Annotated in this window: 5 protein-coding genes; 3 read left to right on the top strand and 2 right to left on the bottom strand. The window is 62.6% G+C overall.

The genetic code is table 11. The annotated features are described in order from the left end of the window. Window positions 1-8 precede the first annotated feature (8 nt). The 3 genes from dsbD to dsbG are packed head-to-tail and all read left to right on the top strand — an operon-like array spanning window position 9 to window position 3,336. Window positions 9-1,739, top strand: a complete 1,731-nt coding sequence (gene dsbD, locus HB680_RS23245) for a protein-disulfide reductase DsbD (RefSeq protein ID WP_213940808.1) — start codon at window positions 9-11, stop codon at window positions 1,737-1,739. After that, window positions 1,739-2,590, top strand: coding sequence for a TlpA disulfide reductase family protein (locus HB680_RS23240; RefSeq protein ID WP_213940807.1), 852 nt, complete (start codon window positions 1,739-1,741; stop codon window positions 2,588-2,590). The genes dsbD and HB680_RS23240 overlap by 1 nt, the downstream gene beginning before the upstream one ends. Continuing rightward, window positions 2,566-3,336: a thiol:disulfide interchange protein DsbG gene (gene dsbG / locus HB680_RS23235; RefSeq protein ID WP_213940806.1), complete on the top strand. Its 771-nt coding sequence runs from the start codon at window positions 2,566-2,568 to the stop codon at window positions 3,334-3,336. The genes HB680_RS23240 and dsbG overlap by 25 nt, the downstream gene beginning before the upstream one ends. Before the next feature lie 96 nt (window positions 3,337-3,432). Here the strand turns inward: dsbG and HB680_RS23230 are convergent, their stop codons facing one another. Both HB680_RS23230 and HB680_RS23225 read right to left on the bottom strand, forming a co-directional pair. Further along, window positions 3,433-4,245 (bottom strand): alpha/beta fold hydrolase, encoded by an 813-nt coding sequence (locus HB680_RS23230; protein ID WP_213940805.1) that lies wholly within the window; start codon window positions 4,243-4,245, stop codon window positions 3,433-3,435. Window positions 4,246-4,411: 166 nt separating this feature from the next. Further along, entirely contained in the window at window positions 4,412-17,395 is a 12,984-nt protein-coding gene (locus HB680_RS23225) for a non-ribosomal peptide synthetase (protein WP_213940804.1), read from the bottom strand. Between the last annotated feature and the right edge of the window lie 303 nt (window positions 17,396-17,698).

Here is a 17,698-nt window from a genome sequence, read left to right as displayed (position 1 = left end):
GCTTACCCATGCGTCGACTGTTTTTCCTCTTTGCTCTCTTGATCTCGGGTCTGGCCCAGGCCGGGACCAATCCGTTCGAGACCAAACCGGAGTTCCTCCCAGTCGAGCAGGCGTTTGTCTTCACCTCTGAACGCCTGGACACCGGTGAAACCCAGCTGTTCTGGCAGATCGCCGACGGTTATTACCTGTATCAGAAGCGCTTGAAATTCGATGGCCTGGCTGCGGATCAGCAGCCCGTGTTGCCTGTGGGCGAGTCTCATAGTGATGAGTTCTTCGGTGAACAACAGGTCTATCGCCAAGGCCTGGAACTGAAGATCCCGGCCGGTGCCACCGGTCAGATCAAGGTCGGTTTCCAGGGCTGTGCCGATGCGGGCCTTTGCTATCCGCCACAGACTCAGATCGTGGACTTGGGGAAAGCGGCGGCGACGTCGGTTGCAAATGAAGCCCCGGACCAGGCCCTGGCCAGCAACCTGCAACAGCGGGCGCTGGGCTGGAGTTTGCTGGTGTTCTTCGGCCTCGGCCTGCTGCTGGCGTTCACCCCTTGCACCTTACCGATGCTGCCGATCCTCGCCGGTTTGATCGTCGGCAGCGGCGCCACGCCCAAGCGTGGTTTTGCCTTGGCCACCAGCTATGTGATCTGCATGGCGCTGGTGTACGCGGCGATGGGCGTTCTGGCTTCCCTGCTGGGGGCGAACCTCCAGGCGTTGTTGCAAAATCCATGGTTGCTGGGCAGTTTCGCGGCGATTTTCGTGCTGCTGGCGTTGCCGATGTTCGGCTTCTTCGAACTGCAATTGCCGGTGGCGTTGCGTGACAGACTGGAAAACGTCTCGCGCAATCAACGCGGCGGCAGTCTGATCGGCGCCGGGGTGCTCGGGGCGTTGTCCGGCCTGTTGGTCGGCCCGTGCATGACCGCCCCACTGGCCGGTGCCCTGCTCTACATCGCCCAGAGCGGCAATGCGCTACATGGCGGGCTGATTCTGTTCGCCATGGGCATTGGCATGGGCATACCGTTGTTATTGCTGGTCACCGTCGGCAATCGTTTTCTGCCCAAGCCCGGCGCCTGGATGAACCTGCTCAAAGGCGTGTTCGGTTTCCTGTTCCTCGCTACTGCGCTGCTGATGCTGCGGCCGGTGCTGGATCAATCCCTGTGGGTCGGCTTGTGCGGTGCCCTGCTGCTGATCGCCGCTTACAGTGCCTGGAAGCAATCGGAAGGTTTCGGCCGCGTCGCCCAAGTGTTCGGCGCCAGCTCACTGTTGCTCGGGGTGTGGGGCAGTCTGCTGATGGTTGGTGCGGCCGGCGGCAGCGATGATCTGTTCAAGCCGTTGCAGGTTTACACCGCCGCTCGCTCAAACAGTGCGCCTGTCGGCCATGACGCGTTCGCCACGATCAAGGACCCCGCCGCCCTGCAACGGGAACTCGACGATGCCCAGGCCCAGGGCCAGTGGGTGTTGCTGGATTACTACGCCGACTGGTGTGTGTCGTGCAAAGTCATGGAAAAACAGGTCTTCGCCAAACCGCAGGTCCTGGACGCGTTGAAAGACGTGCGCTTGCTCCGGCTGGACGTGACCGCCGACAATGCCGCCAGTCGCGAGCTGCTCGGCCGCTACAAAGTGCCGGGGCCGCCAAGTCTGTTGTGGATCGGTGCCGATGGCAGCGAACGCCGTAGCCAGCGCATCACCGGTGAGGTTGATGCCGAGACTTTCCTGCAACGCTGGACCACCACCCGAGATGCCCGTTAATGCTGACCTTTACCCTCGGCACCTTTGCCATCGCGCTTAATCATCTGCTGCTGATCAGTGCCCTGGCGCTGGCGACCTTCGTCGGCTGGCGGGTGGCCAAGCGTGGCGGCGATAACCCCGAGTCGGTGCTGTTCAGCCTGTTCCTGCTGGGCATGCTGGCGGCACGGATCAGTTTCGTGATCGCCTACTGGACGCACTATCGCAACGATCCGTGGCAGATCATCGACCTGCGCGATGGCGGTTTTCTCGCCTGGCCGGGGGTCATCGTACTGGTGCTGGCGGCGGTGTATCGCGGCTGGCGCCGACCGGGTCTGCGCCGACCATTGGGGTTCGGGGTCGGCAGCGGCCTGCTGTTCTGGTTGCTGGCGACCTTTTCCCTGACGATCTACGAACAAGGCACGCGCCTGCCGGAGATCACCCTGCGCAATGCCGCCGGGGAAACCGTGCAACTGGCCGATTATCAGGGCGGCCCGCTGGTCATCAACCTCTGGGCCACCTGGTGCCCACCGTGCCGCCGGGAAATGCCGGTGCTGGAAAACGCCCAGCAACAGCGCCCGGACCTGACGTTCCTGTTCGTCAATCAGGCCGAAAGTATGCAGAGCGTCAGCACCTTTCTGGAAACCCAGGGCCTGAGCCTGTCCAACGTGCTGTTCGATGGCAGTGGCCGTTTGGGTGAGGCCGTCGGGTCCATGGCGTTGCCGACTACGCTGTTCTATAGCAACGACGGTCGCCTGCTGGGCAGCCATCTGGGTGAATTGTCGGAAGCCAGCCTGGCCCGCGCCCTGGAAAACTTCGACGCCCCCACTCCCGCCACAAGGAAATTGCCATGCCCCGCCTCCGCCACCTGCTGACGCTGACCCTCGGCGCCGCCCTGCTGCACCTGCCGTCGGCGCAGGCTGTTGAAGAATTGCCCGAGGCCATCAAGAAGATCGAAGCCAAGGGCGCAAAAATCGTCGGCCAGTTCGATGCACCCGACGGTTTGCGCGGTTACGCGGCGCAATACCAGAACCGTGGCATAGCGCTGTACCTGACCCCGGATGGCAAGCACGTCCTGCTCGGCAACCTGTACGACGCCGACGGCAATGACCTGAGCAGTGCGCCGTTGCAGAAACTGGTCTACGCGCCGATGTCCAAGGAAGTCTGGGGCAAGATGGAAGCGAGCAACTGGATCGGCGACGGCAACAAGGACGCACCGCGCGTGGTGTACCTGTTCAGCGACCCGAACTGCCCATACTGCAACATGTTCTGGGAACAGGCGCGGCCGTGGGTCAAGTCCGGCAAGGTGCAATTGCGGCACATCATGGTCGGCATCATCCGCGAAGACAGCCCGGGCAAATCCGCCGCGTTGCTGGCGGCCAAAGACCCGAGCAAAGCCCTGGAAGACCATGAGAAATCCGGTAAGGCCAGCTCGCTTAAAGCGATGAAAGACGTGCCACCGGCCATCGAGGCAAAACTGGCGGCGAACATGCAGTTGATGGAAGACCTTGAGTTGCAGGCGACCCCGGCGATTTTCTACATGGACGACAAGGGTGAATTGCAGCAACAGCAAGGCGCGCCGTCGCCGGACAAGTTGTTGAAGATTCTTGGGCCTAAGTGAACTCACTGGCCTCTTCGCGGGCAAGCCTCGCTCCTACATGAGATCGCGTTCCCCTGTAGGAGCGAGGCTTGCCCGCGAAGGCGTCAGAACGATCGACTAATTCCTCTCAGCCAAAAACCCCAACAAAGCCTCCGTCACAAACTCCGGATTCTCCAGATTGGAAATATGCCCCGCCTCCGGCACCAGCACACACGGGCAACCGATCAACTCGGCCATTTCCCGTGCTTCCGATGGCGGTCGCGGCTTGTCCTGATCGCCACACATCACCAGCGTGGTTTCAGGACTCAACTCGCCCAGACGCGGCAACAGATCATCCCGCCCAAACGTAATCCGCCCCATCGGCACGATGCTTTCGCGCAGTCGCTCCGCCGGCAGCGCCGCCAATGAAGCGCGGAAATCCTGATACAGCGCCGACTGAGGATCGATGCCCGGGCGGAAGAAGATCGGCACCACGATGTCCAGCAGTTGCGGCGAGATGACGCCGGTGTCTTCGATCTGTTTGAACAGCGAGAAATAGTATTGGCGAGTCGGCTCCGGCTCGACACCGACATAGGTGTCCATCAGCACCAGGCCGTTGAGCCGCTGCGGTGCCGACAGCGCCAAACGCACGCCCCACATGCCACCGACCGACAGGCCGACCAGGGTGACGCGATCGATGTCCAGGTGATCGAGCAGCGCCAAGGCCTGGCGAGCGATGTCATCCAGCGACGTCGTACCGTCGGGCAGTCGCCCGGATTGACCGTGGCCCCAGAGGTCCAGGGCAATCACCCGGTAGTGCTGCGACAGCGCGGCAATCTGCGGCGCCCACATGGCCTGATCCCACAGGTAACTGCCCGCCAGCAGCACGGCCGGGCCGGTACCTTGGTCGGTGTAGTGAAGGGGTTGTCCGTCTATTGTTGCGAAGGGCATCGAGTGTCTCCTTTGTGAAGGGGTCTACCGAAAAAGCCCTGGCAGGCTGAACCGCATGGGTTTCACAGTCAACCTTGTTGAAGATCAAAAGATCGCAGCCTTCGGCAGCTCCTACATTGGAATGCGTTCTCCTGTAGGAGCTGGCGCAGCCTGCGATCTTTTGCCTTTAAAGCCCCTCCAACTCCGCCATCAAGTCATTCAACCGATCCACCTTCTCCTCGGTCATATCACTCGCCGCCAACCCGTCGATGTACTCAGCCAATTCCTCCACCGTGCTGCATTCGAACATCGCCCGCAGCGGCACATCCCGTTGCAACGATTTCTGCACCCGCGAAGCAATCTGCGTCGCCAGCAGCGAATGGCCGCCCAGTTCGAAGAAGTTGTCGCGAACACCGACTTTCTCCACTTTCAGCACCTCGGCCCATATATCGGCCAGGGTCTGCTCCAGTTCATTGCGCGGCGCCTGGTAGTCCTGGCTCTGCAACTGGCCGATCTCCAGTGCCGGCAAGGCTTTGCGATCCAGTTTGCCGTTGGCATTCAGCGGCAGTTTGTCGAGCCACAACCAGTGCAGCGGCACCATGTATTCCGGCAGTTCGGCGCGCAGGCGTTGTTTGATGCGTTCCAGTCGCTCGCTCGGGTTGAGCGCAGAATCCGCCGCGACCAGATAGCCAACCAGATGCTTGCCGTTGACGCCTTCCTGCACACCCACCGCCCCATCGCGGACTTCCGGTTGTTCGTGCAGCCGCGCCTCGATTTCCCCCAACTCGATGCGGTAACCGCGAATCTTCACTTGATGGTCGATGCGCCCGACGTATTCCAACACGCCGTCACTGCGCCGCCGAGCCAGGTCGCCGGTGCGATACAGACGATCACCCGGCTCGCCAAACGGGTTCGGCACAAACACCTGGGCGGTGCGCAACGGATCGCTGACGTAACCGCGACCGACACCCGTACCCGCGACGCACAACTCACCCACCGCGCCCAGCGGCACCAGTTCCAGCGCGCCATCGAGCAGGTACAAACGGTTGTTGTCGGTCGGCGTACCGATCGGCAAATAGCTGCCGCGAGTCGAGGCCATATCGACGCGGAAGAACGCCACGTCATCCGAACATTCCGCCGGCCCATAGGCGTTGACCAACCCGATGTCCGGGTAGCGCAACAGCCATTGGTGCGCCAGTTCCGGCGGCATCGCTTCGCCGGTCGGCAACATCCAGCGCAAACCGTCGAGGCTGATGCGGTCCTGGGCGAGCATGCCCTGGATCAGCGACGGCACGCTTTCCAACACGGTAATGCCCTGGCTTTGCACGTGGGCCAGCAAACCTTGCGGATCGTGGGCGACGGTGTTCGGCACGATGTCCACTCGCGCGCCGAACAGCGGCGCGGCGAGGAATTGCCAGACCGAAATATCGAAGCTTTGCGACGCGGTCTGCGCGATCACATCCGCAGCGCTAAGGTTCAGGTACGGCACCTTGCTCAACTGGTTATTCAGCATGCCGCGCTGCTCAACCATCACACCTTTCGGCAACCCGGTGGAGCCCGAGGTGTAGATCACGTAGGCCAAGTTATCCGGGGCGCTGTAGATGCCCGGGTTTTGCACCGACGCATCGCTCGCCTGCACGTCTTCCCAGACCAGCAACTTCGGCCGATGGGCGCAGGCAAACTCTTCCAGCAACGCGACGGCTTGCTCGTGACAGGCCTGGGTGCAGACCAGCAATGGCGTGCGGCTCAGGTCGATGATGCGGCTCAAGCGCTGACTCGGCAGCCCCGGATCCAGCGGCAGATAACCGGCACCAGCCTTGAAGCTGCCAATGATCATGCCGAGCAAGTCGAGGTTACGTTCGGCGAGCAACGCCACCGGTTGATCCCGCCCGACACCCGCTGCAATCAACGCGTGGCCGAGGCGGTTACTGCGCTGGTTCAGCTCGACGTAACTGTGCAAACGGTCGAGGCAACTGGCGGCAATCCGTTGTGGATGCTGCGCAACCTGGGCTTCGAACAGTTCGACGTAGCTTTTTTCCAACGGGTACTCATGCTCACTCTGGTTGCAGCCATGGACCAGGAAGTCCTGTTCCTCGGTGCCCAGCAGCGGCAAGTCGGCCATGTCGCCATGGAAGCCTTGCACCAGCGCCAACAGCAGTCGCTTGAACTCGCCGAGCATGCGCTCGACCGTGGTTTCGTCGAAATAACGCTGGTCGTAGGAGATATGCAAACCGAGGTCATCCCCCGGATAACACACCGCCGTCAGCGGGAAGTTGGTGTGGGTGCGGCCCGAGTCCGAGGTGGCGTTGAGGCTTTGCGCACGGTCCAGCACCGAGACTTCCACCGGGGCGTTTTCGAACACGAACAGGCTGTCGAACAGCGGCTGGCCTTTCGGCAATTCGCTGTTTTCCTGGATCGTTACCAACGGCAGGTATTCGTATTCGCGCAGTTGCATGTTGCTGTCGAGCAAACCGCTGAGCCATTGGCGAACGCTGACACGCTGATCGTCTTCGGGCATTTTTACCCGCAGCGCGATGCTGTTGATAAACAGGCCGACGGTGCGCTGCATCTGCGGCATGTCCACCGGGCGCCCGGCGACGGTGACGCCGAACAGCACGTCGCGATCACCGCTCAAGCGCCGCAGCACCAAGGCCCACGCCGCTTGGGCGAAGGTGTTGATGGTCAGTTGATGGGCCTGGGCCAGTTCACGCAATTGCGCGCCATCACGGGCGTCGAGCCGGGTGTAGCGGTCGCCAACGATCATGCCGCCGCTGTCACCCGCATGTTCACGCAGGAACGGTCGGTCACTCGGAATCGGTGTGGTCCGCTCGAAGCCTTGCAGGTTGGTTTTCCACCACTGCCGCGCTTCGGCCAGGCTCTGGCGTTGCAGCCAGCCAATGTAGTCGCGATAACGCGGCGGCACGGCGAGTTGCGCGTCCCGGCCTTCGCCGAGGGCCATGTAGATTTCGAAGAAATCGTTCATCAGCAGCGAGCGGCACCAGGCATCGATCAGGATGTGGTGGTTGCTCATCATGAACCAGTAGCGCGCCGCGCCGACCTTGATCAGGCGCAGGTGGAACGGTGCCTGGTTGAGCAAATCGAACCCGGCTTCGCGCTCGCTTTTCAGCAATGCTTGCAGCTTCGGTTCTTGCTCGATGTCGGCAATCGCGGTCCAGTCGAGGTACTCGATCGGCGTGCTGCCCGGTTTGTGGATCACTTGCAGCATGTCTTCGCCGACGTTCCAGCAGAACGACGCGCGCAAGGCTTCGTGTCGGGCGATCACCGCTTGCCAGGCCTGGGCGAAACGCTCGGGGTCGAGTTCGCTGTTGATGCGGTAGCGGTCCTGCATGTAGTAGAGCCCGGTGCCCGGTTCGAGCAAGGTGTGCAGCAACATGCCTTCCTGCATCGGGGTCAGCGGGTAGACGTCTTCGATCACGGCGGCCGGAATCGGCAGCGCATCGAGTTGCGGCTGGGTCAACCGGGCCAGCGGGAAGTCCGACGGCGTCAGGCCACCGGCCCCGTCCTGCAGGCAGTGTTCGATCAGGCTGTGCAACTCGCCCAGATAAGCGTCGGCCAGGTCACTGATGGTTTGCGGGTCGTGGCGCTCGGCGCTGAAGGTCCAGCGCAGCACCAGTTCACCGCCGTAGACCTGACTGTCGACGCTCAATTCGTTCGGCAGCGGCGCATGAGGATCATGGGCCGCGCCGACCGGTTCATCGAGCGGCCGGAACAACGCGTCCGCGCCGAAGCTCCGGTCGAACTGGCCAAGGTAGTTGAAGGTGATCGGCGCCACCGGCAACGCAGCCATGGTCTGGCGGCACAGGTCATCGGCGAGGTAACGCAGCACGCCGTATCCCAAACCTTTGTGCGGCACGCCGCGCAGTTGTTCCTTGATCGACTTGATCGAGTCGCCCTGCCCTTGCGCTGGCACCAGACGCAGCGGATAAGCGCTGGTGAACCAACCGACGGTGCGGGTCAGGTCGATCTCGTCGAACAGGGTTTCGCGACCGTGGCCTTCGAGTTGAATCAGCGCCGATTCGTGGCCGCTCCAGCGGCACATGACCCGGGCCAGTGCGGTCAGCAGCAAGTCGTTGACCTGCGTGCGATACGCGCTCGGCACCTGTTGCAGCAATTGCCGGGTGCGCTCGGCGTCCAGGCGCACGCTGACGGTTTTTGCATGGCGATTCTGCTGGCCGCCCTGCGGGCGATCACACGGCAATTCAACGCTCGGCCCGGCCAGTTGCAACTGCCACCAGCTCAGTTCTTCACGCAGGGATTCGCTGCCGGCATAAGCCTGCAAGCGTGCGGTCCAGTCCTTGAAGGCGCTGGTTTTCGCCGGCAGTTTCACCGACTGTCCAGCGTCGAGCTGACGGTAAACCGTTTGCAGATCGTCGAGTAAAACGCGCCACGACACACCGTCTACCACCAAGTGGTGAATGGCAACGAACAAACGTTGCTTACCCTCTGGACCATCGACCAACAGCACCCGCATCAGCGGGCCGTGTTCGAGGTCAAGGCTGCGTTGGGCATCGGCGAACAGCGCGGTGCATTTGTCCATCGACGCGACGCGGACCTGCCACAGCACCGGCGTGTCTTTCACCGCTTGGTGCGCGGCGTGCCACTGGCGATCTGTTTCCGTGAAACGCAGGCGCAAGGCGTCGTGTTGCTCGATCACCGCCAGCAGCGCTTGCTCCAGACGATGGGGTTCCAGCGCCACGGTCGGCTCCAGTAGCAACGCCTGGTTCCAGTGCTGACGCTCGGGGATATCGGTGTCGAAGAACCAGTGTTGGATCGGCGTCAAAGCGGATTCGCCGGTTAATAAACCTTGCTCGGCGGTGACTTGTTCGGTGCGGGTCGCGACGGCAGCGAGGGTTTGCACGGTCTGGTGCTGGAACAGATCCCGAGGACTGAAGTGGATGCCCTGTTGCCGTGCGCGACTGACCACCTGAATCGACAGGATCGAGTCGCCGCCGAGTTCGAAGAAATTATCGTTAAGACCGACCTGCGCGACGTTCAGCACTTCGCACCAGATCCCGGCCAACGTCAGCTCAAGTTCATTGCTCGGCGCCACATAGTGCTGGCGGTTCAGCTCCGGGTCCGGCGCTGGCAGTGCACGGCGGTCGAGTTTGCCGTTGGCGGTCAACGGCATGCTCGCCAGCAGGATCAGGTGCGTCGGCACCATGTAGTCCGGCAGTTGGGATTTGAGGTGCGCCTTCAACGCGTCGCGCAGCGCGGCTTGTTGCGCTTCGTCCTGTTCGGCGACCTCAGTCACCAAATAGCCAACCAACTGTTTGCCGCTCGGCGCATCCAGTGCCAGGACCACGGCTTCACGGATGGATTCGTGCTCCAGCAGACGGGTTTCGATCTCGCCCAGTTCGATGCGGAACCCCCGGATTTTCACTTGATGATCGATACGGCCAAGGTACTCGACCAAACCGTCGGCACGCTGGCGCACCAGGTCACCGGTGCGGTAGATACGCCCGCCATTGTCGGCAAACGGATCCGCCACAAAACGCTCGGCCGTCATCCCCGCGCGCTCGTGATATCCCTGGGCCAGGCCGGCACCGCCGACGTACAACTCGCCGGTCGCGCCTTGGGGCACCAAGGCCAGGTCGGCGTCGAGGATGTAGGCCACGCGGGCGCCGATTACGCTGCCGATTGGCACGCTGCCGAGGCCTTCTTCCAACACGTCCGGCGCCAGACTGGCCAGCGGCATGACCACGGTTTCGGTCGGGCCGTAAGCGTTGAAGAACACGCTCGGGGTGAACGCCGCGCGAATCCGCGCCAGGTGTTCGCCGGTCAGGGCTTCGCCGCCAGTGATGATCATGCGCACCGGCAGGGTTTCGCCCTGGGTCGCCAGCCATTGCGCCAACTGACTGCCGTAGCTCGGGGTGAAGCCGAGAATGTTGATCTGATGCTGACGAATCAGGCCGCAGATTTCTTCCGCGTCCCACTGACCTTGAGCACGCAACACCACTTGCGCGCCGCTCAACAGCGGCACCAGCAGACGCTCGGTGGCGGCGTCAAAGTTGATCGAATAGAAGTGCAGTTCGCAGTCGTCGGGGCGCATGCCGAAACGGTCGATCACGGCTTGGCAGTGCATGGCGATTTCGCCATGGGACACCACCACGCCTTTCGGTTTGCCGGTGGAACCGGAGGTGTAAATCAGGTACGCCTGATGCTGCGGCAGACTGATAAACGGCAGCTCGATGGCCGGGTAGTTGGCCAGTTCGGCGGCGTCGTCTTCCAGGCACCAGCGGGCCACAGTCGCGGGCAATTCACCGAGGGCATTGAACATGGCTTTGTCGCTGAGCAGAAGACCGATGCCACTGTCTTCGATCATGTAATGCAGGCGATCGAGCGGGTATTCCGGGTCCAGCGGCACGTAGGCGCCGCCGGCCTTGAGGATCGCCAACAGTCCGACAACCATTTCCAGCGACCGCTCCAGCGCCAGGCCCACCCGAACCTGCGGGCCGACACCGCGTTCGCGCAGCATCCAGGCCAGGCGATTGGCGCGGCTGTCGAGTTCGGCGTAGCTCAAGGTTTCGCCAGCAAACGTCAGGGCCGGCGCATCTTTGCGGGCCAGAGCTTGCTCGCTGAACAGGTGATGAATGCACTGGTCCAGACGATGCTCGCCCGGCTCGATGCCGAGGCTGTTCAGCAGGTTTTTCTGCTCCGTCACTTCCAGCAACGGCAACTCGCTGAGGCGTTGTTGCGGATCGGCCAACAAGGCTTCCAGCAGATTGCGCCAGTGCCCGGCCATCCGTGCAATGCGCGGTTCGTCGAACAAATCGGTGCTGTACGTCAGGCAGCAGCCCAGGCGATGGTCGAGGTCGGTGACTTCCAGGTTGAGGTCAAACTTGGTCGCCCGGGCATCGTTGGCCAAGTACTCGACGGTCATGCCGGCCAGGGTGCGGCTCTGCTGGAATTCCCAGCGCTGCACGTTGCACATCACCTGAAACAACGGGTTGTACGCGGCGCTGCGCGGTGGCTGCAAGGCTTCGACCAAGTGATCGAACGGCAGGTCCTGATGCGACTGGCCTTCGATCACGGTGTGGCGCACCTGCTCGAACAACTCACCGACTGACATCTGCCCGTCGAGCTGGCAACGCAAAACCTGGGTGTTGAGGAACGCGCCGATCAGCCCTTCGCTTTCCGGACGAATACGGTTGGCCACCGGCGCGCCGATGCGCAAATCGGCCTGGCCGCTGTAGCGGTAAAGCAGCACAGAAAGTGCGGCGGTCATGGTCATGAACAAGGTCAGGCCATTTTGCGCATTGAAGGCGCGAACCCGGGCCGCGAGGTCATCACTCAGGTCAAAACGGAACAGCTCACCCTGGTGGCTTTGCACCGGCGGACGCGGACGGTCGGCGGGCAATTCCAGCAGCGGATGTTCGCGGCCCAATTGCGCGGTCCAATAGTCGAGCTGACGTTGACGCTCGCCGGACTCCAGCCACTGACGCTGCCAGACGCTGTAATCCAGGTATTGCACCGGCAGCGGTTCCAACGGCGATTCGCGGTCATCGACGAACGCTTCGTAGAGCGCGCTCAGCTCACGGGCGAAGATGTCCATCGCCCAACCTTCGGTGACGATGTGGTGCAGGGTCAGCACCAGATAGTGTTCCTGCTCGGCAGTCTTGACCAGGCAGGCACGCAGCAGCGGGCCGGTTTCCAGATTGAACGGGGTGTGCGCTTCGCTATCCGCCAAGGCCTGCACTCGTTGCTCGCGCAGCTCGGCGTCGAGGGCCGAGAAATCCTTCCAGTCCATGCGCATACCCGTGTCGGCATGCACCTGTTGCCGGGCCACGCCATCGACACTCGGGAACGTGGTGCGCAGGGTTTCGTGGCGGATGATCAGCGCTTGCAGCGCCGCTTCGAAACGCCCGACATCCAGCACCCCACGCAGCCGCGCCATGCCGCCGACGTTGTAGGCCGGGCTGTCCGGCTCCATCTGCCAGAGGAACCACATGCGCTGCTGGGAATAGGACAGCGGCACCGCTTGGCTGCGATCGACTTTCTCGATTGGCGGCTGTTGGTTGGTTTTGCCACTGGCCTGAATCAACGCGACCTGTTCCGCGAACGCCCCCAACTCACTGTTTTCGAACAGCGCACGCAGCGGCAATTCGACGTCGCAGGCCTGACGGGTGCGGGAGATGATTTGCGTCGCCAGCAGCGAATGGCCGCCGAGGGCGAAGAAATCGTCGCGCAGACCGATTTGCTGCTGGCCCAACACTTCGCGCCAGATGCCGGCGATTTGTTGTTCAAGGGCGGTGACCGGTTCGACGTGTTCGCGGACCTGCCACTGCGGTTCGGGCAAGGCGCGACGGTCGAGTTTGCCGCTTGGGCTCAAGGGCATTTCGTCGAGACGCATTAACTGCGCCGGGACCATGTATTCCGGTAACTCGGCGGCCAGCGCGGTTTTCAGGCGTTGTGTTTGAACCTCAATGTCTTCGGCGGAATCCGTTGAGGTGTAGTAACCAATCAACTGCCCGCCAGCGGCCGTTTCGCGCACCAGCACCACGGCTTGGGCGACGCCGTCCTGGGCCAGCAAACGGGCTTCGATTTCTTCCGGCTCAACCCGGAAGCCGCGCAATTTGACCTGCTGATCAAGGCGCCCGAGGTATTCGATCACGCCATCAGCGGTCCAACGCGCCCGGTCGCCGGTGCGGTACAAACGCGCGCCCTGCTCGCCCAGTGGATCGACCACAAAACGTTCGGCGGTCAGGGACGGACGACCGAGGTAGCCTCGGGCCAAACCGATACCGCTGATGCAGAGTTCACCCGGCACACCGGCCGGCACGGGATTGAGGTCGCTGTCGAGTACGCGGCAAATCACATTGCCCAGCGGCCGGCCAATCGGCGAACGCTCGCCATCAGCGGTGGTGCAATGCCAATGGGTGACGTTGATCGCGGTTTCGGTCGGGCCGTAGCGGTTGTGCAGTTGCACGGAGGGCAGTTGTTCCAGCACGCGGTTGCGCAGTTCGGCGGGCAAGGCTTCGCCGCCGGAAAATACCCGACGCAGACTGGTGCATTCGGCGGTCAGCGGTTCCTCAATAAACAGCGCCAGCAGGGGTGGTACGAAGTGCAGCGTGGTCACGCCGTATTGCTGGACCAATTGCGCAATGCGATGGGGATCGCGATGTTCGCCGGGGCCAGCAATCAGCAAGCGGCTGCCGGTGATCAGCGGCCAGAAGCATTCCCACACCGACACGTCGAAACTGATCGGCGCTTTTTGCATCAGCACGTCGGTGTCGTTCAGGCGATACGTGTTCTGCATCCACTGCAAACGTTCGGCGAGGGCGGCGTGGGTGTTGCCGACGCCTTTCGGTTGGCCGGTGGAACCCGAGGTGTAAATCACGTAGGCCAGGTTGTCGCCGTGCAAGTGCAGACCCGGTGCCTGGCTTGGCCAGTTCTCCAGGTGCAAGGCGTCCATGGCGATCACGCTGACGCCGTCAGTGGCCGGCAAGCGGTCGAGCAATTCAGTCTGGGTCAGCAGCAATTCGACGCCGCTGTCGCTAAGCATGTAGGCCAGGCGTTCGGCCGGGTAATCCGGGTCCAGCGGTACGTAGGCGCCGCCGGCCTTGATGATCGCCAGCAGGCCGACCAGCAATTGCGGCGAACGCTCGGCGGCGATGGCCACGCACACGTCCGGGCCGACGCCTTTGTCGCGCAGGTAGTGGGCCAGGCGATTGGCCTGGGCGTGCAATTCGGCGAAGTCGAGTTGGCCACCGTCCCAGATCAGCGCGGTGCGCTCCGGGGTTTGGCGCAGTTGTTCATTGAGCAATTCCGGCAGCCATTGGCTGGCCGGTGTGCACGGGGCCACGCTCCATGAGGCTTGCTGATCGTGCTCGCTTGAGGTCAGCAGTTGCAGGTCGCCGATGGCCTGTTGTGGTTGTGCGCAAACCTCGCGCAGCAGGTTAGTGAAGTGCTCGGCCAGGCGCTCGATGGTTGCCCCATCGAACAGTTCGCTGGCGTAGTCGAAGGACAGGCTCAAGCGCCCGTTGCGATCTTCTTCGCTGTGCAATTGCAGGTCGAACTTGGCTTCGCGGCTGTGCCACGGCAGCTCTTCGGCGAGCAGCCCCGGCAAGCGGCGCAGTGCGCTCAAATCCCGCTGCTGGTGGTTGAACATGACCTGGAACAAACCGGACTCACGCGCCTGTGGGAACGCTTCAAGCAGTTGCTCGAACGGCAGATCCTGATGAGCTTGCGCGCCCAACGCCGCTTGACGGGTTTGCGCCAGCAGCTCAACGAATGGCAGGCGTGAATCGACCTCGGCGCGCAGCACTTGGGTGTTGATAAAGAAGCCGATCAGCCCCTGGGTTTCCAGGCGCGGACGGTTGGCATTCGGCACGCCGATGCGGATGTCGCGCTGGCCGCTGTAGCGGTGTAGCAGGCTCTGGAACGCGGCGAGCAACAGCATGAACGGCGTGGCTTCATGCGCCTGGGCGGTCTGGCGAATCGCATCGCTCAGGCTCACGCCCAGACGCACGGTGTGGCGGGCGGCGCTGTGGACGTGCTGCGCCGAGCGCGGATGATCAATGGCCAGGCTCAGCACCGGATGCTCGTCGCCCAACTGGTTTTTCCAATACATCAGTTGTCGCTCGCCCTCGCCCTGCGCCAGCCATTGGCGCTGCCAACTGCCGTAATCGGCGTACTGGGTCGGCAATGCCGCAAGCGTGGCTTTCTGGCCTTGGGAAGCGGCGGCGTACAGTCGCGAGAACTCGTCGATCAGCACGTTCAGCGACCAGCCATCGGCGATGATGTGGTGCATCGTCACCAACAGTTGATGGTCCTCGTCATCAAGGCGCACCAGCGACACCCACAGCAACGGGCCCTTTTCCAGATCGAACTGGGTGCGGGCTTCGTCCTCGCGGATTTGTTGCGCGCGCAGTTCACGCTTGTCGACGGGTAAATCGCTGATGTCGATCAGTTGCAGGTTGAATTCACTGGCCGCATCGATCCGTTGCAGGGCCACGCCGTCACGTTCGAAGAAACGCGTGCGCAGGGATTCGTGGCGTTCGATCAACTGCTGGAAACTGGCGCGCAACGCGTCTTCGTCCAGCTCGCCACGCAAACGCAGGGCGCCGGGAATGTTGTAGGCGCTGCTCTGCGGGTCGAGTTGCCAGGTGATCCACAGACGGTTTTGCGCCAGGGATTGCGGCATCGCTTCGCTGCGCGACAGCGGCGTGATCGCGCCTTGGGCGAGGCCGCCGTCCTGTTGCAACCGGGCGACGGCCTCGGCGAAGGCGCCGAGGGTCGGGGCTTCGAACAGCAGGCGCAGGTTCAGCTCCAGACCCAGTTCTTCACGCAAGCGCGCGACCACTTGCGTGGCGGCGATGGAGTTGCCGCCGAGCAGAAAGAAGTGGTCATCGGCGTTGACCTGTTTGACGCTGAGTTGCTCGCACCAGATCGTGGCGATCAGGCTTTGCAGCTCGGAAGCGGATTGCGTCGCGGCTTCGCTTTTAACCTCTGCCGACGGGAACAGCGCGTAGCTGTCGAGGCTGCCGTCCGCCAGGCGATTGCGGCACGCCGAGCGTTGCAGTTTGCCGCTGGAGGTCTTTGGCAACGCGCCCGGATTGAGCAACACCACCACGCTCGGCGCTTCCTGATACGCCTCGGCCACCGCTTGGCGGATGGCTTTGATCAATGCGTCGGGCGGGAGGATTTTCTGCACGCTGCGGCTGATTTCCGCAGCAATGCCGATGCCTTCCTGGCCGTCGATAGTCACTGCGAACGCCGCGACACGCCCCTTGCGCACCACTTCCACTTCGCGCTCGACGGTTTGCTCGATGTCCTGCGGATAGAGGTTGTGGCCGCGCACGATCAGCATGTCTTTCAGGCGTCCGGTGATGAAAAACTCACCTTCACGCTTGAAGCCCAGATCGCCAGTGCGCAGCCAGGTGCGACCGGCGTGCTGGACGAAAGTCTTGGCGCTGGCCTCGGGGTTGCGCCAGTAACCATGGGCGATGCTCGGCCCGGTGGCCCAGACTTCGCCGACGGCGTTGTCGGCCAGTTCGGTTAAAGCAACAGGATCGACAATCAGCACCGCATGCTCCGGCTGGCTGATGCCGCAGCTCATGATCGCCGCGCCCTCGCCCGCTTCGGCACGGTTTTGTGCCAACACCTGGTCGTCCACGCGCAGGTTGCCGATGCCCTGGCCGCGCGGCGTGCCAGCCACGAACAGCGTGGCTTCCGCCAGACCGTAAGACGCCATGAAGTTGTCCGGGGTGAAGCCGCACGGGGCGAATTTCTCGGCGAAGCGTTCCAGGGTGTCGAGGCGAATCGGCTCGGACCCGGAATACGCCACGCGCCAGCCGCTCAGGTCGAGGCGTTCCAGCGCCGATTCGCTGACCCGCTCGCTGCACAGTCGATAGGCGAAGTCCGGCCCGCCGCTGATGGTGCCGCCGTATTCGCTGATCGCTTCGAGCCAGCGCAGCGGCCGACCGAGGAAGTACGCCGGCGACATCAACACACACGGCACACCGCTGAAAATCGGCTGCAACAGACCGCCGATCAGGCCCATGTCGTGGTACAGCGGCAACCAGCTGACGATCACGTCGTCCGGGTTCAGGTCGATGCCGAAGCCGTGGCGGATCAACAGTTCGTTGGCCACCAGATTGCCGTGGCTGACTTGCACGCCTTTAGGCAATGCGGTGGAACCGGAGGTGTATTGCAGGAAGGCGATGTGGTCGTCTTCCAGGTTCGGCGCGATCCAGCGTCCGGCCAGATTGCTGTCGAGGGTATCGACGCAAAGCAGCGGCGGCGCGCCTTCGATTTGCAGCAAGGCGTCGCGCAGGCTGGCGCTGGTCAACAGCAGACGCGGTTCGGCATCGCTGATGATCGACAGCAGGCGCTCCTGGTGATGACGCTTGGTCGATTCCGGCGGATAGGCCGGCACGGCGATGACACCGGCATACAGACAGCCAAAAAACGCCGCGACGTAATCCGGGCCACTGGGAAACAACAGCACCGCGCGATCGCCAAATCCGGCCTCGGCCTGCAAGGCGCCGGCAATGGTCCGAGCCCGCTGGTCCAGCTCGGCATAACTGAGGACGACAGCCTGATCCGGGGTTTCAGCGAGAAAACGCAAAGCCACGCGATCCGGCGTCAGGGCCGCGCGGCGCTGGAGGGCTTGGACCAGAGTGCTGGGGAGTTCGAACGCGTCGGTCATGAGGTTTCCTGCCTGAATTCGGCTTGCAAGTTGGAATCGGTTTTCCTACGTCACGCTCATACAAATGGCGTGCAGGGCGCGGTCTTCGCCGACCGCGCAAGGCTTGGGAATGCTGTTTTGGCCGGGACGTGTCCGGAACCATTCACCAATGAGAACGATTGATGTCTTGAAATAATTAGTCGGCAGGCTTCAACCCCAACAGGGCCGGGCGCGACAGCGTGTCGCAGTTCGCACTCTGCACTTTTGTGGAGCATTAATTCTCTTTCTCAATTGACAATCATTATCATTCAACATAATTTGTCG

Source organism: Pseudomonas sp. dw_612, from assembly GCF_018449725.1.
Lineage (GTDB): Bacteria > Pseudomonadota > Gammaproteobacteria > Pseudomonadales > Pseudomonadaceae > Aquipseudomonas.
Note: the sequence above shows the minus strand (reverse complement) of the source record. Positions and strands in the feature narration are given on the sequence as shown.